General features: G+C 35.6%; 15 protein-coding genes. 10 read left to right on the top strand and 5 right to left on the bottom strand.

All coding sequences use genetic code 11. The features are described from left to right. The first annotated feature begins 1 nt into the window (after nt 1). Nucleotides 2–484: a GNAT family N-acetyltransferase gene (locus AOY20_RS01330; RefSeq protein ID WP_054580204.1), complete on the top strand. Its 483-nt coding sequence runs from the start codon at nt 2–4 to the stop codon at nt 482–484. Between the two features lie 77 nt (nt 485–561). Here AOY20_RS01330 and AOY20_RS01325 read toward each other — a convergent pair whose 3' ends face one another. Then, nucleotides 562–1,578, bottom strand: coding sequence for a hypothetical protein (locus tag AOY20_RS01325; RefSeq protein WP_054580203.1), 1,017 nt, complete (start codon nt 1,576–1,578; stop codon nt 562–564). Nucleotides 1,579–1,736: 158 nt separating this feature from the next. On the opposite strand from AOY20_RS01325, the gene pheS reads away from it, so the two are divergent. The 3 genes from pheS to AOY20_RS01310 all read left to right on the top strand — a co-directional run bounded on the left by pheS (nt 1,737) and on the right by AOY20_RS01310 (nt 5,508). Next, complete coding sequence (gene pheS / locus AOY20_RS01320; RefSeq protein ID WP_054580202.1) at nt 1,737–2,717, top strand: phenylalanine--tRNA ligase subunit alpha; 981 nt, start codon at nt 1,737–1,739, stop codon at nt 2,715–2,717. A gap of 116 nt (nt 2,718–2,833) precedes the next feature. Next, nucleotides 2,834–5,215: a phenylalanine--tRNA ligase subunit beta gene (gene pheT, locus AOY20_RS01315; RefSeq protein ID WP_054580201.1), complete on the top strand. Its 2,382-nt coding sequence runs from the start codon at nt 2,834–2,836 to the stop codon at nt 5,213–5,215. Then, on the top strand, nt 5,212–5,508 hold the full coding sequence (locus AOY20_RS01310) for an integration host factor subunit alpha (protein WP_054580200.1): 297 nt from the start codon (nt 5,212–5,214) through the stop codon (nt 5,506–5,508). Before pheT ends, AOY20_RS01310 begins: the two co-directional genes overlap by 4 nt. Nucleotides 5,509–5,606: 98 nt before the next feature. Here the strand turns inward: AOY20_RS01310 and AOY20_RS01305 are convergent, their stop codons facing one another. From AOY20_RS01305 to trxA, 3 genes are all read right to left on the bottom strand, one after another. Continuing rightward, nucleotides 5,607–5,831: a hypothetical protein gene (locus tag AOY20_RS01305; protein WP_054580199.1), complete on the bottom strand. Its 225-nt coding sequence runs from the start codon at nt 5,829–5,831 to the stop codon at nt 5,607–5,609. Between the two features lie 400 nt (nt 5,832–6,231). Then, nucleotides 6,232–7,500 carry a transcription termination factor Rho gene (gene rho, locus AOY20_RS01300; RefSeq protein ID WP_054580198.1) on the bottom strand — a complete coding sequence of 423 codons (1,269 nt, stop codon included), beginning with the start codon at nt 7,498–7,500 and terminating at the stop codon, nt 6,232–6,234. Between the two features lie 317 nt (nt 7,501–7,817). After that, nucleotides 7,818–8,144: a thioredoxin gene (gene trxA / locus AOY20_RS01295; RefSeq protein ID WP_054580197.1), complete on the bottom strand. Its 327-nt coding sequence runs from the start codon at nt 8,142–8,144 to the stop codon at nt 7,818–7,820. A gap of 279 nt (nt 8,145–8,423) precedes the next feature. Here trxA and ppx point away from each other — a divergent pair, with 279 nt between their 5' ends. Genes ppx through AOY20_RS01270 form a run of 5 tightly spaced genes read left to right on the top strand, consistent with a single transcriptional unit; the run spans nt 8,424 to nt 13,540 of the window. Continuing rightward, a complete protein-coding gene (ppx, locus tag AOY20_RS01290; RefSeq protein ID WP_054580196.1) occupies nt 8,424–9,944 on the top strand; it encodes an exopolyphosphatase in 1,521 nt (506 codons plus the stop codon). A gap of 32 nt (nt 9,945–9,976) precedes the next feature. Then, nucleotides 9,977–10,801, top strand: a complete 825-nt coding sequence (locus tag AOY20_RS01285) for an acetyl-CoA carboxylase carboxyltransferase subunit alpha (protein WP_054580195.1) — start codon at nt 9,977–9,979, stop codon at nt 10,799–10,801. After that, entirely contained in the window at nt 10,738–12,090 is a 1,353-nt protein-coding gene (tilS, locus tag AOY20_RS01280; protein ID WP_081403328.1) for a tRNA lysidine(34) synthetase TilS, read from the top strand. Before AOY20_RS01285 ends, tilS begins: the two co-directional genes overlap by 64 nt. 23 nt (nt 12,091–12,113) lie before the next feature. Then, complete coding sequence (proC, locus tag AOY20_RS01275; protein WP_054580193.1) at nt 12,114–12,944, top strand: pyrroline-5-carboxylate reductase; 831 nt, start codon at nt 12,114–12,116, stop codon at nt 12,942–12,944. Nucleotides 12,945–12,970: 26 nt separating this feature from the next. Further along, nucleotides 12,971–13,540: a YggT family protein gene (locus tag AOY20_RS01270; protein WP_054580192.1), complete on the top strand. Its 570-nt coding sequence runs from the start codon at nt 12,971–12,973 to the stop codon at nt 13,538–13,540. Nucleotides 13,541–13,622: 82 nt separating this feature from the next. Here AOY20_RS01270 and polA read toward each other — a convergent pair whose 3' ends face one another. Further along, nucleotides 13,623–16,385 carry a DNA polymerase I gene (gene polA / locus AOY20_RS01265; RefSeq protein ID WP_054580191.1) on the bottom strand — a complete coding sequence of 921 codons (2,763 nt, stop codon included), beginning with the start codon at nt 16,383–16,385 and terminating at the stop codon, nt 13,623–13,625. Nucleotides 16,386–16,574: 189 nt separating this feature from the next. Here polA and AOY20_RS01260 point away from each other — a divergent pair, with 189 nt between their 5' ends. Beyond that, complete coding sequence (locus AOY20_RS01260; protein ID WP_227510354.1) at nt 16,575–19,379, top strand: DUF2339 domain-containing protein; 2,805 nt, start codon at nt 16,575–16,577, stop codon at nt 19,377–19,379. Nucleotide 19,380 lies beyond the last annotated feature (1 nt).

The following is a 19,380-nucleotide window of genomic DNA, read 5'->3' as shown; positions in this document are numbered from 1 at the left end:
AATGTTGCGTATTGCTACAACATTAGATGCTAGATTAATTGCTAAACTTCATGTAAAAAGCTGGCATGAAACCTATACGAGAATAATTAATCAAACTATTTTAGATTCTTTATCTGTTGATGAAAAAGAGCAATTATGGAAAATCATATTAGATGATCCTAATCAATTGATATTGGTTTATGAGAAAGATAATGAAATTATTGGGTTTGCAGACTTTTATATGAAACCTAATTGTCAAAATGGAGAACTTAAGGCTATTTATATATTAAAAGCCTATCAAGGAAAGGGAGTGGGACAGCTGTTTATTCAGCAGGGTTTTAAGTATTTGAAACAAAAAGGTTATCAGTCAATTACTTTGGAAGTGTTAAATAAAAATTTATCTCGATTTTTTTATGAAAAATTGGGAGCAAAATGTATTGGCGAAGTTTCTGCTGAAGATATGGGAGAAGGATTAAAAGATTTAATTTATGAATGGAAAATTTAAAATATATATATAAAAAGTCACTGAGCACTGATACTCAATGACTATAATTTAACGTGATATTCAAAAAGACTTAAATTTTATAAGCCAAAATAATAAGCAACTAAACAAATAATAATAGTCACAATAATTAAAGTGATTACCCCAGATTTATTTGAAATTTGAGGATCTTGAAATTTCTTTTTACTTGTAACTTTTGATTCGGATATTTCACTATCAAATGGATTTGCGGGTGTAGTAGGTGTTAGTTTTGCTGTTTGATAGTGGTTCGCAACTTTTACAATAAATTTAGCAGATAGGTCATCTAGTTTTTGTGAAAAATGGCGAAGCATTAATTGCTCTTCAGGTTTTAATACTGTTCCATCTTCATGATAAGGCTGTTGAATTTTATTTTGAATATAAGTTGAAAGAGCATCTAAGCGAATTAGGGTTTGATGTGCATATTCAGCAGCATAATCTTTAGGGAAAATAGGAAGTCTATTTGGGTTTTCTGAATCATTATTGAAATCTACACCAAAATAAGAAATACCTTCAGTTATAGGTTCAATAAAACCTTGGGCATTAGAATTTTTAAATAATTCACTTTCTGTATATTCGTAAATATCATCCCATTGAGGTTGTTGTAATAAATCTGCTTCAACTTTTTTAAATAATTTTGTATTTAATTCGTAGCGCCAAAATGTTTCTTGGCGTAAATGAATTTGTTGATCAGTTGGTGCTTTATAATCATTTTCAGCATCATACCATTCAGCGAGTTCTTTACCTAAAATCCATGCAAATTTAGCTTTAGGATGATGGCTCACAATAAAGTGTGGAAAGGGAAGTAATTCTACATTTGCATTTGGATTTTGTTCATCTGTAATAATGCTTGAACTATGCAAGCTAATGCGATAACAACCTTGTTTTTTTAAGCCTTCTAGCCAAATTTGAAAATGTTGCGCAAGTAAATGTTGTGAATTTAAATCGCGAAATTGAAAATGATGCTGATTAAAAATGGAATGATTAACCCAACTTTGGAAACCGATTTCATGGTTCAGATATTCATTGCCATAAGTAATGAGAGTGAGTTGCTGCTTCCAAATTTGATCAAGCGCCATGATTTATGATCTCTTTAAATTTAACGGTATCTTATACTTTTTTACTTTTAATATACTAATCTAATTTTCCGTACAGCTAAACTTCAAAATTTTGCCTAAAAACTGTTAGAATAACTGGTTTTAATTATATTTCTAACTTTGTCGCTTTGAGAGTTACTATGTCACTGGAAGCCCTGACCACTGAAGCGCTTGCTGCAATTGCAGCAGCTCAAGACCTTGCCGCACTCGATCAAGTTCGTGTGCAATTTACGGGGAAAAAAAGCCAGCTAGCTGAACAATCGAAGGCACTTGGTAAAATGGACCCTGAAGAACGTAAAATTCAAGGTGCTGCTATCCATGCTGTACGTGAAGCCATCAATACTGCATTGACTGAACGCCAATCAGAATTACAAAAAGCTGCATTAGAACAAAAGCTTGCAAGTGAAACGATTGATATTACTTTGCCTGGTCGTGGACAAACGATCGGAAGTATTCATCCTGTTACTCAAGTTCAAGAACGTATTTGCCAATTTTTTACTAAAGCTGGTTTTACGGTTGCTACTGGTCCTGAAGTTGAAGATGATTATCATAACTTTGAAGCTTTAAATATTCCGGGTCATCATCCTGCACGCGCAATGCATGACACGTTCTATTTTGATGCAAATCATTTACTTCGTACGCATACGTCTGGTGTGCAAATTCGTACGATGGAAACAAATCAGCCGCCAATTCGTATTGTGTGTCCTGGTCGTGTATATCGTTGTGACTCAGATCAAACGCATTCTCCTATGTTCCATCAAATTGAAGGTTTGTATGTAGCAGAGAATACAAGTTTTGCTGAGTTGAAAGGCTTACTTGTAAATCTATTAAATGAATTTTTTGAAAAAGATTTAAAAGTACGTTTCCGTCCTTCTTATTTTCCATTTACAGAACCAAGCGCAGAAGTGGACATCATGGATGAGCGTGGTAAATGGTTAGAAGTATTAGGTTGCGGTATGGTGCACCCAAATGTATTGCAAGCTGCTGGTATTGATCCTGAAAAATATAAAGGCTTTGCATTTGGTTTAGGTGTAGAGCGTTTTGCAATGCTTCGTTATGGCATTAATGATTTACGTATGTTCTATCAAAATGACGTGCGTTTCTTACGCCAGTTTGCTTAAAACTTTTTATTTAATCCTCTCTTATGAAGCAGTGCTTCTCATCATCTTAAAAAGATGGACTCCAAAAAGTAGAGTCTGAGAGGATTCTAGAGATTTGAATTACAGGTTTTATATAAATGAAAATTAGCGAAAATTGGTTGCGCACTTGGGTCAACCCAGCCATTGATAGCGATACATTGTCAGACCAACTGACGATGCTTGGTTTAGAAGTCGATGACATGGAACCTGCTGCAAAGCCATTTACAGGTGTTGTTATTGGTGAAGTGTTGACTGTTGAGCAACATCCAGATGCAGACCGTTTACGTGTAACAACAATCAACATTGGTTCAGGTGAACCATTACAGATTGTTTGTGGTGCACCGAATGTGCGTGTAGGTATGAAAGCCCCAGTTGCAACAATTGGTGCTGTATTACCAGGCGATTTTAAAATAAAGAAAGGCAAGCTTCGTGGTGTTGAATCACAAGGTATGCTTTGTGGTGCATCAGAAATTGATTTAGAAGATAAAATTGATGGTCTTTTAGAACTTCCTGCTGATGCTCCTATTGGTGTAAATATTCGTGAATATTTAGAACTTGATGATCACGTTATTGATATTAGTATTACACCAAACCGTGGTGATTGTTTCAGTATTCGTGGTGTAGCACGTGAAATTGGTGTGATCAATCAACTTCCTGTAACAGCACCTGAAATTAAAGAAGTTGCTGCAACAATTGCTGATGAGAAAAAAGTAATTGTAGATACAGAAGGTTGCCCACGTTACTTAGGTCGTGTAATTAAGAATGTAAATACTAAAGCACCTACACCTGAGTGGATGGAGCGCGCTTTAGCTCGTTCAGGTATTCGTCAGCATAGCATTTTAGTTGATATTACGAATTATGTTCTTATTGAACTTGGTCAACCACTTCATGCTTTTGATGGTGGAAAAGTTCAAGGTGCTGTTCATGTACGTCAAGCGACAGCGGCTGAAAAATTAACATTGTTAAATGAACAAGAAGTTGAACTTTCAGAAGATGTAATGGTCATTGCTGATGATGAAAAAGCATTGGCAATTGCAGGTATTATGGGTGGATTATCTTCATCTGTAACAGATGAAACAACTGAAATCTTCTTAGAATCTGCATTCTTTGCTCCATTGCATATTGCTGGACGTGCTCGTCGTTTTGGTTTACATACAGATGCATCACAACGTTATGAACGTGGTGTAGATTTTGAATTACCATTAGTTGCAATGAATCGTGCATCACAATTAATTAGCGAACTTGCTGGTGGTGAGTTTGGTCCAATCACTGTTGCGGAAAAAACTGAGTTTTTACCAAAACGTGAAGCGATTGCACTAAAACAAGCACAGGTAGATCAGTTACTTGGCTATAAAGTGGAGTCTGCATTTATTACAGATGCATTAACACGTTTAGGTTGTGATGTAACGGTTCAAGCAGAAGGTGAGTGGAGTGTAGTACCACCATCACATCGTTATGATATGGCAATTTATCAAGATCTTATTGAAGAAGTTGCTCGTATTCATGGCTATGATAATATTCAAATGAGTCTGCCTGTTATTGATGTGCAATTAGCAAAATATCAAGACCAGTTTGAGCTTGCAGAACTACGTCAAACATTAGTGACTTTAGGTTACCAAGAAGCAATTAGCTTTAGTTTTGCTGATGCTAAACTAGAGAAACAGTTGAATGCAAATGTACAACCATTAGCTTTAGCAAATCCAATTTCAAGTGATTTGGCTGTAATGCGTTCTACATTATTGTCAAGCTTGATCCCATGCGTTCAATATAATATTAATCGTCAACAAGGTCGTGTACGTTTCTTTGAATTAGGTTTACGTTTTGATTATCAAAATGCAGAATCTATAAAAGATTTGAAACAAATTCCTACTTTGGCAATGATTGCTGTTGGTCCTAAGACTGCTGAATCTTGGCATGGTAAGCCACAAGCTATGGATTTCTTTGATTTAAAAGGTGAAGTTGAAGAGATTTTAGCAGCAGGTCGTGTTAAGGTTGAGTATGTACGTTCTGAGCGTTCTTGGTTACACCCAGGGCAATCTGCTGAAATTTTAATCAAAGGAAAGTCAGTTGGTTATTTAGGTCGTTTACATCCATCACTGGAAAATGACTTGGATTTGGGCACAACTTGGGTTGTAGAAGTCGATCAGCTGACACTTTTGCAAAATTATGTATCTAATTTTACAGAATTATCACGTTTTCCATCGGTTAGACGTGATATTGCGCTTTTAATTAATGATAATATTAGTGTTAGAGAAATTGAGCAGCTTATCAAGAAGACGGGTGGGGAGCTGCTAGATTCTACTTGGCTATTTGATGTGTACACTGGACAAGGTGTAGAAGAAGGTAAACGTTCTTTAGCGTTTGCACTTTTATGGCAACATCCAACACGTACATTAGAAGATGCAGAAATTAAAACGGGAATGGATAATATCCTTCAAGTTTTAGAAACAACTTACCAAGCTACATTGAGGGCTTCATGACAGCATTAACAAAAGCAGAAATGGCTGATCATTTAAGTGAGCTCACGAGTTTAAATCGACGTGAAGCAAAACAAATGGTCGAATTGTTCTTTGATGAAATTAGTCAAGCGCTAATTGCAGGAGAGCATGTGAAACTTTCAGGATTCGGTAACTTCGAGTTGCGTGACAAACGTCAGCGCCCAGGCCGTAATCCTAAAACTGGCGAAGAAATTCCTATTTCAGCTCGTCGAGTTGTAACGTTCCGTGCTGGACAGAAATTTCGTCAGCGCGTTGGGAATGAACAGATCGATTGATCTGTTCATTTCAGAGTTTAATTAGACTTATTTAATTAAACTCTAGACGAAAAAAAAGAGAACGTAAGTTCTCTTTTTTTTAGCTAATAATCGTTAGATTATTTAACTTCAGAAGTAGCAACTTCTACAACAACTTCAGAAGCAGCGTCAACTGCGTCAGAAGCAGCTTCAGATGCAACTACAGTGATAGCTTCAGATGCAACTACAGCTTCAGAAGTAGCTTCAGATGCAGCAGTTTCAGTAGCAGCTTCTTTTTTAGCACAACCAACGAAAGCTAAAGTAGTAGCAACTGCAGCAGCAATAGCGATTTTTTTGAATAACATGGCATCACTCTCTAAAATATGAGATTAAAAAAAACCTACGTTAGCCTGTTAAGTGCTTTTATTATTCCTAAATTTGTTAGGTAGTAACAATGCAGGAGCAGTCTAACTGGTCTGCCGATATGCTACCACTGAGCAAAAGGAATATCTACTGGTTGACAGAAAAAAAGACATAAATTTGGAGATAAAACGAGGTTTTTTTAACAGAAAATAACAATTAAATGTGAAGTTTATATTGGATAGTATGACTATAACTTACTAAAATATATTGGGTTTTATTTTTTATTATTTAAAAATCATTTGTTTACAATTTTTATCTCATAATTTGTGTATAAATTCTGTGTAATGTTTCTTAATAAAAAGGCCAACATTAAGTTGACCTTTGTATTGATTCATCAAGTTCTTAGTTTGATGCTTTACGTTTCATTTGATCAAAGAAGTCATCATTTGTTTTGGTTTCTTTCATACGATCAAGTAAGAATTCTACAGCTGCAAGCTCATCCATAGGATGAAGTAACTTGCGAAGAATCCATACTTTACGTAAGTTGTCTTCATCCATTAAGCGCTCTTCACGACGTGTACCAGATTTCTTAATATTCATCGCTGGGAAGACACGTTTTTCAGCAATACGACGATCAAGAGTAATCTCTTGGTTACCCGTACCTTTGAATTCTTCGTAAATAACTTCATCCATTTTGCTGCCAGTTTCAATTAACGCAGTTGAAATGATTGTGAGTGAGCCACCTTCTTCAATATTACGCGCTGCACCAAAGAAACGTTTTGGACGTTCTAGAGCATGAGCATCTACACCACCTGTTAAAACCTTACCTGATGAAGGAATTACAGTGTTGTATGCACGTGCAAGACGAGTAATTGAGTCAAGTAGAATAACAACATCTTTTTTATGTTCTACTAGACGTTTTGCTTTTTCGATGACCATTTCAGCAACTTGTACATGACGTGCTGGTGATTCATCGAATGTAGAGGCAATTACTTCTCCACGAACTGTACGTTCCATTTCAGTTACTTCTTCTGGACGTTCATCAATAAGAAGAACGATTAGGAAGACTTCAGGGTTATTACGTACAATGGATTGAGCAATGTTTTGAATTAACATTGTTTTACCCGCTTTTGGAGGTGCAACAATGATAGAACGTTGGCCTTTACCAATTGGAGCAATTAAGTCAACTACACGTGCAGTTAAATCTTCTGTTGAACCGTTACCTAATTCCATAACTAATTGTTCAGTTGGGAATAATGGTGTTAAGTTTTCAAAGAGAATTTTATTGCGTGAGTTTTCAGGCGTATCGTAATTGATTTGATTTACTTTTAATAAAGCAAAATAACGTTCACCTTCTTTTGGTGGACGAATTGTACCTGTAATTGTATCACCAGTACGAAGGTTAAAACGGCGAATTTGCGATGGACTGATATAGATATCGTCAGGGCCTGCTAAATAAGAACCCGCGGCAGAGCGAAGGAAGCCAAAGCCATCTGACAAAATTTCTAGAACGCCATCACCAAAAATCTCTTCGCCATTCATTGCATGACGCTTTAAGATGGCAAAAATAATGTCTTGCTTACGGTTACGCGCCATTCCTTCTAGGCCCATAAACTCGGCAATCTTGATGAGTTCGCCAATCGGTTTTTTCTTGAGTTCAGTTAGATTCATATGAGGTCAGATAGAATTAAAATTCTGAGGTACAGGTTAGAAAAGAAAGCACAAATAGGCCGCAGACGTACAATAAAACGAAAGCAATTGGTTCGCACAATAACAATTCAAAGAACTGAAAAATTGTTTAAAGAGAAATGTGAAAAGCAATTTCTGTTGCCGAGCGGCATTTATGTGTTGTGTCTTGTAAGAAATTTTAGGGCTGAAAGCCTTTATTCCTTGAGATAGCAATATAAGAGAGATTGAGCGCTTTGTCAATTTATAGACGAAAAAAATACGCTATTAAAAAAATAGCGTATTTTCAATAAATTAAATGCTTAAATATTTTCTTCAATAAAAGCAGTTAATTTAGATTTTGGTGCAGCACCTACCTGTTGAGCAACAACTTCACCATTTTTAAACATAAGTAATGCTGGAATGTTGCGAATATTATAATTTACTGCAGTATCAGAACAAGTTGTTACATCAACTTTAACAATCTTAACTTTACCTTCGTATTCAGTAGCTAGTACTTCTAATACAGGTGCAATTGCTTTACATGGTGCACACCAGCCAGCCCAAAAGTCTACGAGTACTGGTGTTTCTGACTCTAATACGTCTACTGCGAAATTAGCATCGGTTGTATTTACAATGTTGTTTGACATGGATGTTGCTCCAGAGTGAATCTTTATTAAAGAGGCGATTACATAATATTAGTATTACACAGCCATCTTTAAGTTAACAATGTGGGATATAGTCAAATTTTCAACCTTTCGTAAACAATTGTCTAATTGGAGCTCACGATAGTAGTAATCGTGACCAACAATGTCACTTTGTGAGAAAATATGAAAGTTGTAAATTCGTTAAATGATGAAATAAATGGCTTTTCAAATATGAATAGGTGAATTACTCTAAGCATAACTCTGTATAGGTTTATTTAAATAATGTCTGATTTTTTGATTGATGAAGAGTTGCTTGCAGCCATCGACATGGGGTCAAACAGTTTCCATTTAGCTATTGCGCGAGTGGATCATGGTGAAGTAAAAAAAGTTGCCTCAATGTCAGAAAAAGTACAATTGGCAGCAGGATTAGATGAAAATAAAAACTTAACAGAAGCAGCACAACAACGTGGTTTAGCATGTTTAGCAAGATTTGTAGGACGTTTAAGTTCTGTACAGCCAAATCGATTAAGAATAGTGGCGACGAATGCATTACGTCAGGCTAAAAATGGTCATGAATTTATTCAAAGGGCTGCTGAAATTTTACCAAAACCAATTGAAATTATTGCTGGTCGTGAAGAAGCTCGATTAATTTATTTGGGTGTTTCACATACGATGGCAAATAGTGGTCGTCGTTTAGTCATTGATATTGGCGGTGGTTCAACAGAGTTAATTATTGGTGAAGCATTTGAGCCAATTCATACTGAATCTATTCAAATGGGGTGTGTTGCTTTTACTAAAGCATATTTTCCTGATGGTGAAATTAGCCAAAGTCGATTTGATCGAGCCGTTGTTGCTGCACGTAAAGAAATTGCGGGTATTGTAAATACCTATAAAGCTGAAGGATGGGATACTGTTGTTGGCTCTAGTGGTACGATTAAAGCTTGTCGTCAAATTGCAGTGAATATGGGCTGGAGTAATGAACAAGAGCATTTGACTCGCGAAGGTCTAGAAAAATTAAAAGATAAAATTTTAAAATGTAAAACAACTACAGATATTGAATTTAATGGCTTAAAAGAAGATCGGCGAGCAGTTTTGCCTGCTGGTGTTGCAATTTTATATGCAATTTTTGATGTTTTGAATTTAGAGTCTTTGGTTTATTCGGATGGCGCTCTACGAGAGGGTGTAATGTACGATTTACTTGGACGTTTTCAGCATGAAGATATTCGAGACCGGTCTGTACATGCATTAATTGGTCGCTATAATGCAGATCCAAAGCAAGCCGAGCGTGTTGTGGCTACAGCACAAAAGTTATTTGATGGCGTTGCAGGTATTCTTCATTTATCGAGTGATGATAGTGATTTATTACGTCGAGCAGCATATTTACATGAAATTGGTTTAGCAATTAGTCATAGTGGTTACCATCGTCATGGTGCATATTTATTGCAACATTCCGATATTGCTGGTTTTTCACAGATTGATCAAAATCACCTTTCACACTTAGTTGCACATCATCGTCGTAAGCTTCGTCATGATGCTAAATTAGATGTCATGAAAGTAGGTGGTAGCAAATTAGTTTATCTTTGTCTATTGCTTCGTTTAGCAGTTTTAGTGAATCACAGTCGTAGCGATGAGATGCTTCCTGCCATTGAATTAACAGTAGATAATGAGCAACAATGGCAACTTAAAATTTCTGGCGATGCGAAACAATGGCCTTTGTTAATTGCTGAATTGCATGATGAACAAGTGCAATTTAAACATTGGGATATTGGATTAACAATTCAGTCGGAACAATTCATCCATTAACGTATGGTTAGTTTAGGGATAGTGGTCGACCTATGAAAAATAAAGCAGCTCAATCAAAAGCATGGGCAACAGTACAAATTGCACGTCATCCTGAACGTCCGCAATTTTTAGATTACGTTGGTGAGATTTTCACAGAATTTGATGCACTTCATGGTGACCGTTTATTTGGTGATGATGGTGCAATGGTTGGTGGATTAGCACGTTTTGATGGTCAACCTGTTATGGTGATTGGTCAGCATCGTGGTCGTAGTACACGTGAAAAATTAAAGCATAACTTTGGTATGAGTAATCCTGAAGGTTATCGTAAAGCACAACGTCTTATGGATATGGCTGAACGGTTTAATCTTCCTGTTTTTACTTTCATTGATACGATGGGTGCATACCCTGGTGTTGGTGCTGAAGAACGTGGTCAGGCCGAAGCAATTGCATCAAGTTTGGCACAAATGTCTAGTCTAAAAGTGCCTGTAATTGCAACAGTTTTGGGTGAAGGTGGCTCTGGTGGTGCACTGGGTATTGGTGTTGCTGACCGTGTGGTTATGCTATCTCACAGTATTTACTCTGTGATTTCACCTGAAGGTTGCGCTTCTATTTTATGGAAGACGGCAGAAAAAGCTGAACAAGCAAGTGAATCCCTAGCTTTAACAGCTGAGAAATTGAAAAAAATTGGTATTGTTGAATATGTGGTGGATGAAGGTGAGGGTGCTCATTTACATCCTGAAGAAGTCATGTATAGCTTGAAATCAGTGCTAAAAGAAGCACTCGATGAATTGCAACCAATGGATGCGAAAGAAAGATGCGAAGCACGTTACCAGCGTTTGATGAAGTTTGGCAGCGAAAATTTAGGATTAGCGTCTTAAATCAATTTCAGAATTTTTCTGAAAATACGCACTTTTTAATTGGATGTAGTGGTGGCATAGATTCTATGTTGCTACTACATCTAATGTCTTTTTTATATCCTAAAAAAATTCGAGCCATTTATGTTGATCATCAATTACAAAATATCAGTAAAGATTGGGGGGAATTTGTTTCACAACAATGTGAAATGTTAGGTGTTCCTTGTATTGTTGAAAAAGTACAAGTTGCAGATGGAAATTTAGAATTACAAGCAAGAAATGCACGCTATAGTGCATATGAAAAACATCTTTTATCACATGAAATTTTAACTTTAGCGCATCATCAACAAGATCAAGCAGAAACTGTTTTACTTAGATTATTCTCTGGTACGGGCGTACATGGTCTTGCTGCGATGAAAGTTTATGAAGAAAGAACAAATTTTCGTATTTGGCGACCATTTTTAGAATTAACACGTGAGCAAATTTGCCAATGGGCAGAAGAGCTCAATGTGCAAAATATATTAGATCCAACAAATACAGATATTCATTACGATCGAGCTTGGTGTCGTGAAGAGTTATGGCCATTTTTACAAAATCGCTTTCCAAAAATGCAACAAGCTGTAAGTCGAACAAGTTTGTTGATGCAAGATGCAGATGAAATATTAAAAGAAATTGTACAAGGTGATTTACATGAATGTGGTAATCATCAGTGTTTAATATTAGATAAATTTCAACTTCTTTCTCAAGCAAGACAAAGACAATTATTATCGGCTTGGATGAAAGGTGAGGAGCAGTATCGACCATCTTTAGATATGGTAGAGCGTTTACAAAAAGAAGTGATTTTTTCTAAAAATGATGCTCAAGCAAAGTTACATTGGAATCACTATTATTATGTACGTTATCAAAATGTACTTTATCGAATACATAAAAGTGATTTTTTAGCTGAGCAAAGCCAAGATATTGTTGAACAGAATATTTCATTTCAGCTCAATACTATGATGAATGTATTATCTGGTCACTACCAGATTCAAACTGAAAATATTGGTTTGAGTTTTGAGTTGTTAAATCAACCTTTAGTTATAAAACCACGAATAGGTGGTGAAAAAGTTCATTTATATGGCAGGGTTGGTGCATGGCCATTAAAGAAAGCAATACAAGAAGCACAAATTTTTCCATGGCAACGGCATACAATTCAAATATTGAGCATAGATAATGTTATTCTAGGTGTCTTCACACCGAAGGGATTTTGGTTGGCTCAATCTCCATATTGTGAAACAGGTGGCTGGCAACCCAATTTGCTTTCCCAAAGATAAATACTCAATGATGAGCGTGAACGATGAGTGCAGTATTAGATTGTAATATTACTTTTATTGGTGGTGGTAACATGGCTCAAGCCTTAATTGGTGGCTTGATTGCTAGAGGTTTAGCACCAACACGTATTACAGTTTCAGATCCAGTTGAACAAGTACGTCAATTATTGCAAGAAAAAGATGTGCATGTGACGGATGATAATATTGCCGCAATTCGCGATGCTGATATTGTATTATTTGCAGTAAAGCCTCAGGTTTTGGTTCAAGTATTACAACCACTTCATGGCTTGTTAAATGATAAACTGGTGATGTCGATTGTTGCAGGTGCTGAAATTGCAACAATTTCAAATTTGCTAGGCACAAATAAAGTTGTTCGTGTAATGCCGAATACGCCTGCATTGGTACAAACAGGTGCACATGGTTTATATGCAACTGATGCTGTGAATGCAGAAGATCGTGAATTAGCAAGTTTAGTATTGGCTGCAACAGGTTTAACGCTTTGGGTAAATACCGAATCTCAGATTGATGCCGTGACAGCAGTATCTGGTTCAGGTCCTGCATACTTTTTCTATATGATGGAAAGTATGATTCGTGCTGGTAAAAACTTAGGGCTTGATGAAAAAACAGCAACAGCTTTAACGTTACAAACAGCATTAGGTGCAGCACAAATGGCAATTACGAGTGCAAATTCTCCTGCACAATTACGTAAGAATGTGACTTCACCAAATGGTACAACACAGGCTGCGATTGAAGTTTTTGATCGTGGGCATATTTCACAAAACATTCAAGCTGCGCTAGCTGCTGCGAAAACACGTAGCCAAGAACTTGCACAAGATTTAAGTGAAAGTATTAAATAAATTTATTGTTTTAGGATGTTTTTAGTATGGGTGCAAATTCTGCGCTAATTTTTGGAATTATTATTAACGTAGCAATTTTGCTCGTATTCTTCCGTTTTTTAATGCAATTAGCGGCAGTAACTCCTTATAACCCAGTGGTACTTTCGACAGTAAAAGCAACAAAAATTGTTGATATTTTTAGTCGAATTTTTCCAACTGTGGCTAAAGGTCGAGTAAATTTAGCAGCATTGGTTTTATTGGTCGTACTGTATTTGTTAAAGATGTACGGTGAAAGGTATTTGGTTGGTATTATGCCAAATAGTCCTGTCCATTTACTCATCTTAACTTTTGTAACGATGATTCAGGATCTACTACGTTTTTGTCGTTATTTGATTTTTGCTACGATTATTTTAAGTTGGGTGGTAATGTTTACGCAGTCTCGTTCACCTTATATTGAAGTTGTTCAAGAATTAGCGGAACCATTATTAGCACCATTTCGCCGTTTTTTACCGAATATGGGGATGATTGATTTATCACCTATATTAGCATTTTTAGCATTGTATATTATTGAAATTATGATGGATGAAGCAGCAAAAGTATTATTGACGGGTTTGTAATGATTTAAGTAGATAGATTAAAAAAGGACGCTTAAGCGTCCTTTTTTATGATTGATAGTTTTAAAAGGAATAATGAAATTAATTAATGTGCTTCATCCCAGTTTTTACCTTTACCCACTTCAACAATTAATGGAACAGACAGTTGTAAAACGGATTGCATAACTTCTGCAAGTTGTGGAGCAAGCTCATCTGCAATGTTTTCATCGACTTCAAAAACCAATTCATCGTGTACTTGAAGTAGCATTTTTGCTTGATCTTTTGGAAGTATTTTTTCAACAGCAATCATTGCCATTTTAATAATATCTGCAGCTGAACCTTGAAGCGGAGCATTAATTGCAGCACGTTCAGCAGCTTGCTTGATCATTTTATTGCTTGCCAGAATATCTGGTGTATATAAGCGACGACCTAATACCGTTTCAACAAAGCCTTGTTCACGTGCAACTTGGCGAGTACGCTCCATATAGTCATAAATACCAGGATAACGTCTGAAGTATTGTGCAATATAGGCACGTGATTCTTCACGGCTAAATCCAAGTTGGCGTGTTAGACCAAATTCAGACATACCATAAAGTAAGCCAAAGTTAACGGCTTTTGCTTGTCTACGTTGATCGGATGTTACATCTTCTAAAGCAATACCAAGAACTTCTGCTGCGGTACGACGGTGAACATCTTGCCCATGATTAAACGCATGAACGAGGGCTTCATCTTGGGAAAAATGTGCCATTAAACGTAATTCAATTTGTGAATAATCAGCAGCAAGTAAGACACGACCTTCAGGGGCAACAAAGGCTTTACGAATTTGACGTCCAATTTCTTCACGAACAGGAATATTCTGTAAGTTTGGATCTGTTGATGATAATCGACCTGTCGCTGTAAGTGCTTGATGATAGCTAGTGTGAACACGTTGACTGTCATTGTTGGCTTGTTTTAATAAACCATCTGTATAGGTACTTTTAAGTTTTGATAAACCACGATACTCAATAATCAATTCAGTAATAGGATGATCAATTTTTTCTAAAACACTTTCACTGGTGCTGTATTGTCCAGTCGATGTTTTTTTGCCACCTTTTAAGCCCATTTTTTCAAAGAGTACTTCACCTACTTGTTTCGGTGAACTGACATTAAAACTTTCACCTGCCATTTCAGTAATTTCATTTTCAAGATTCTGAATGGTATGTGCGAATTCATTACCTAGTTGATCTAAAAAGCTCAGATCAAGTTTAATGCCATTTTCTTCCATCATCGTGAGAACACGTGCTACAGGCATTTCAATATTATGCAAAATATTGATGAGTTCAGGATGCTGTTTTAATTTTTCATCTAAAACTTCATATAAACGATAGGTGACATGTGCATCTTCTGCGGCATAGTGTGCAGCAGTTTCAATTTCAATTTGGTTAAAGGTTTTTTGTTTTGCACCTTTACCCGCAACTTGCTCATATGTTGTTGTTAAATGACTTAAATATAGACGAGCCACATCATCCATACCGTGACGTGTTGCGACTGAATTTAAAACATAAGAGGCAAGCATGGTATCGAAATACCAGCCTTGTAATTGAATGCCATGATTTTCAAGAACATGAGCATCATATTTTAGATGATGTCCAATTTTATTAATTGTTGGGTTTTCTAAAATAGGTTTAATTTGAGCAAGAATGATTTCTCGATCAAGCTGTTGAGGTGCACCCTCATAGTCATGTGTAAGTGGTACGTAGTAAGCATCTTTTGCATCAAAAGCTACAGAAAAACCAACAATTTGTGCAATTCGATAATCTAAACTTGTGGTTTCTGTATCAAATGCAAAGCGTTTTTCAGTATTGAGTCGATTAAATAATGCATCCCAATCTGCTTGAGTCAGAACAGTATGATAAGTCGCTTGTCCAAGTTGATCATCACTACTTGTTACGCTAGCTTGTTGTTCAGCTTCAACAGTCGGTTGTTGAACTTCTTTAGTAATGGCTTTGGCAGTTTGTTTATAAGCTGCATTGTTTGGATTATTTGGATGATCTAAAGATTGTAATTGGTTACGGAATTCAAGTTCTGTATAAAGATGACGTAAAGTTTCAACATTTGGATCTTGTAGTTTTAAGTCGTCATAGCCAAAAGTAAGATCTAGGTCAATAACAATACTAGCAAGTTGGTGATCAAGCGCAATACCATCGACATTTTCTTTGATATTTAAGCCGACTTTACCTTTAATCTTGTCAACATTTTCTAAAATGCCACCAATTGATCCGTATTCGGTTAATAATTTTGCAGCCGTTTTAGCACCAACACCTGGGACACCCATAATGCCATCGGAAGCATCGCCCATGAGGGTTAAGTAATCAATAATTTGATTTGGCCAGACGCCAAATTTTTCAAATACACCATTTACATCTAATGGACGTTCTTTAAAGCTATCTTCTAAAGTGACTTTATCTGTTACTAATTGAGCCATATCTTTATCTCCTGTCGAGATAAGAACTTGATGACCCAAAGCTTCTGCACGTTTAGCTAAAGTTCCAATAATGTCATCGGCTTCAGCACCCGGTAACATATGTAAAGGAATACCTAAAGCACGAATCAATGCATGGAGATATGGAATTTGTTGTGATAATTCTTCAGGCATACTAGGGCGATCACCTTTATAAATAGGTGAAAGTTCATGTCTAAAAGTAGGTTCAGGCGTATCAAAAATAACAGCCATATGTGTTGGTTGTATGCGACGCATTAATTTTTGGATGGCAGCAATAGCACCACGAACAGCATTAGTGTGTAAACCTGTTGACGTGGTTAATGGGGGTACTGCATGAAATGCACGAAATAAAAAATATGAGCCATCTACCAAGACAAATGGTGGCATTGATTGATTCCTTATCCAAATAACAACGTTATTGTACGTGATTTTTGCAACTGTCGCAGATACATGATTGTATCAGGAGCTTACAGGAAATCTTTGGAGATAAAACAATCAAAATAATAATATTGTATGATGAGGCATAACTCAGAAGGAAATATTCGAAATATGTTGAAGGGGAGTAATGAGATTAGAATGATTTGGTTCATGATGATCATCATCATGGGGGCAGGAGCATGGTTTTTAGAATTTACAGAAATGACTGTTATTTGTGGGATTGTGCTTATTGTTAGCATGATGTATTACATGAATACATTGACTCAAAATCTTGAAAAAAAGTCTCAAGATTTTGAAATAAAAAATACTATTTCTTCAAATAAAATCCCTTTATATATCTCGACTGCAATTATTGGCTTGAGTGCATTTTTTGACTGGACGTATTTATTTATTATTGGTGTGATTGTCTGGGTATATTTTTTTTTAAAGAGGCTTGATGCGATAGATGCTGCAATTTATGAAATTGATTTAAAAATTAAAAAAAATCAAAATGAAACTTTAGATAGATTAATTCAGCAAAATAAAAATATAGAACTTTCTCAAACTATAATAACTGAAAAAGCCGATGCTAATAATGAAGCTTTAGATTTTTTATCTAGAACCCAAGCTATAGCTTCTATTCAGCCTATGCTTGAAAGGCAGTCTGAAAATCTAGAGAGGAAAGTTATAAATAGTAGATCACATCATATAGATGACTCTTCCATAAGTTTTGTTGATCAGCTTCAAGTATGGCTATTTAAAGGAAATCCTATTTTAAAAGTCGCTATTGTTATTTTGTTGATTGGATTGGTTTTATTATTACGCTTTGCAACAGAACACTGGCAAATTAGTCTTGCGATGAAACTTGGGCTCATTAGTCTTATTAGTTTGGGAATTGTTGGGATTGGAATAAAATTACACGAAAAAAATAGAAGCTTTTCTTTGGCTATAGAAGGGCTTGGTTTAGCTGGTTTATGTTTAACAGTTTTTTTTGCATATTATAATTTAGTTATTCCTCATCTTTATTTAGCTAGTATTGCATTTATCATTGTCATGGCTTTAACGATTTATTTAAGTTTAAAGCAAAATGCTGTAGAGCTTGCAATTATGGCAATGCTAATTGCCTATTTAGCACCTTTTTCACTACCTATACGCCAAGCAACAGCGGTTGAATTTATTGCATATTATTTAGTGATTAATATTGCGATTACGGTTTTATCTAGTATTCGTCCGTGGAAAGTTTTAAATCAAATTGCTTTTTTTGTGACTGTTTTTATTGGTGGCGGATATGCTATAGATCGTGGCTATATTGAAGAGCGATCATTATTAACAACATTGGTGGTTGTACACACTGCATTATTTATTTGGTTAGGTTTTAGATTTAGCCAACTACTGGCAAGAAAAAATTTACAACAATTTAAATTGAAGCCAAGTTTAGATTTAGCACTTATTTTTGGTGCACCTATTATTGGATATTTATATTTATATGTGATGTATTTTGATGCAATGTATTGGCGGGCGGGCTTTAGTGCTTTGTTTGCGGTTATTTTTGCATTGTTATATCAATTTGCAAAAAGAAATCAATTTATTCCATTTATTGCACAAAGCTATTTAAGTTTAATGCAAATCTTCCTTGTGCTTATCCCTCCAATATTATTGCCAGAATATTGGAATGTTGTGGGGTGGTCGCTTGTTGGTCTAGTCATCTTTATTTATGCGCTATATAGAAATTCAAAAGTAAGTCATTATTTATCAATGGGACTGTTATTAGTTGCAGGTGTCTCGGGTATAGAAAGTGCAGTAACTTATCAAGATATACCAAATATTGTATTTTGGATTTTATGTATTTCTTATTTTACTTGTGTATTTATCGCTAATTTTAAAACGACTTTTCAACAACAATTTAATGCTGTATTAATTGCATTTTTATCAGTTTTGATGATTTCTGCAACAACATTATTGTTGTTTTTAATTCGTGATGAGTTGAGTGGTCAATTGACCATGATTAATACATTGCTTCTGTGTTTAATAATTTATGTTGTATTGAATGAAATTTTATTAAGCCGTGATATTGCATGGGGTTGGTTACTACCTAAATGGGTAGGTTTAGTGCCAATACATTTATTCGCTTATATTCTTATTTATTCACGTACGACGAATGGTCAAATTGAATGGATTTCTAGTTATGAACGAATGGGGGTGTTGATTGCTGGATTATTACTGACCAGTCTGTGGTTACGACCATTATTGGGTGTGAAAACAGAAAAAGAATGGGTCAGTATGGGAACATTCAGTAGTTTAGCATTTGCTAGCTTGGCTATTTTTCCAAGTTCTCCTTATGTGAGTGTTGTTATTTTACCTTTAAGCTTTTGTTATTGGTGCTATGGTCGAAATTATCCTGAATGGAAAATGTTTTGGCAGACAAGAGCTACGCTTGTTTTAATGATTGTTTGGATGATATGTTCTCAATTATTTTCAAAAAAGACATTTCAATTTTACTTTTTTCCAATTTTAAATCCTTTTGATCTCATCAGTATTGCAATGTTGGTAGGTTTTATGTGGATGTTGATGATGCAAGTAAAAGGAGGGTTAGATAAAGGTTTGGCCTCGATTATGGCTGTATTGGGATTATTGTGGCTGAGTAGTTATGTTTTATTAAGAGCTTTACATGTGTATTTAGATACACCTATTGATCAGTTTGAAGTTTGGTTTAATTCAACAATTCAGTTAAGTTTGACTTTGTTATGGGTGATTTTGGCATTTATTGCCATGAGTATAGCAACGAAGAAAAATATAAAAATGTTATGGCTATTGGGAAGTAGTATTTTAGTCATTGTGACTTTTAAATTGGTACTTTTAGATTTGTCTAATATTGGAACATTAAGTCGAGTCATTTCATTTTTGGGTGCTGGATTAATCATGCTACTGATTGCCTATATTGCTCCTATGCCCAATGAAAAATAAA

It is taken from the genome of Acinetobacter equi (assembly GCF_001307195.1).
In the GTDB taxonomy this organism is placed as follows: Bacteria; Pseudomonadota; Gammaproteobacteria; order Pseudomonadales; family Moraxellaceae; genus Acinetobacter; species Acinetobacter equi.
Note: the sequence above shows the minus strand (reverse complement) of the source record. Positions and strands in the feature narration are given on the sequence as shown.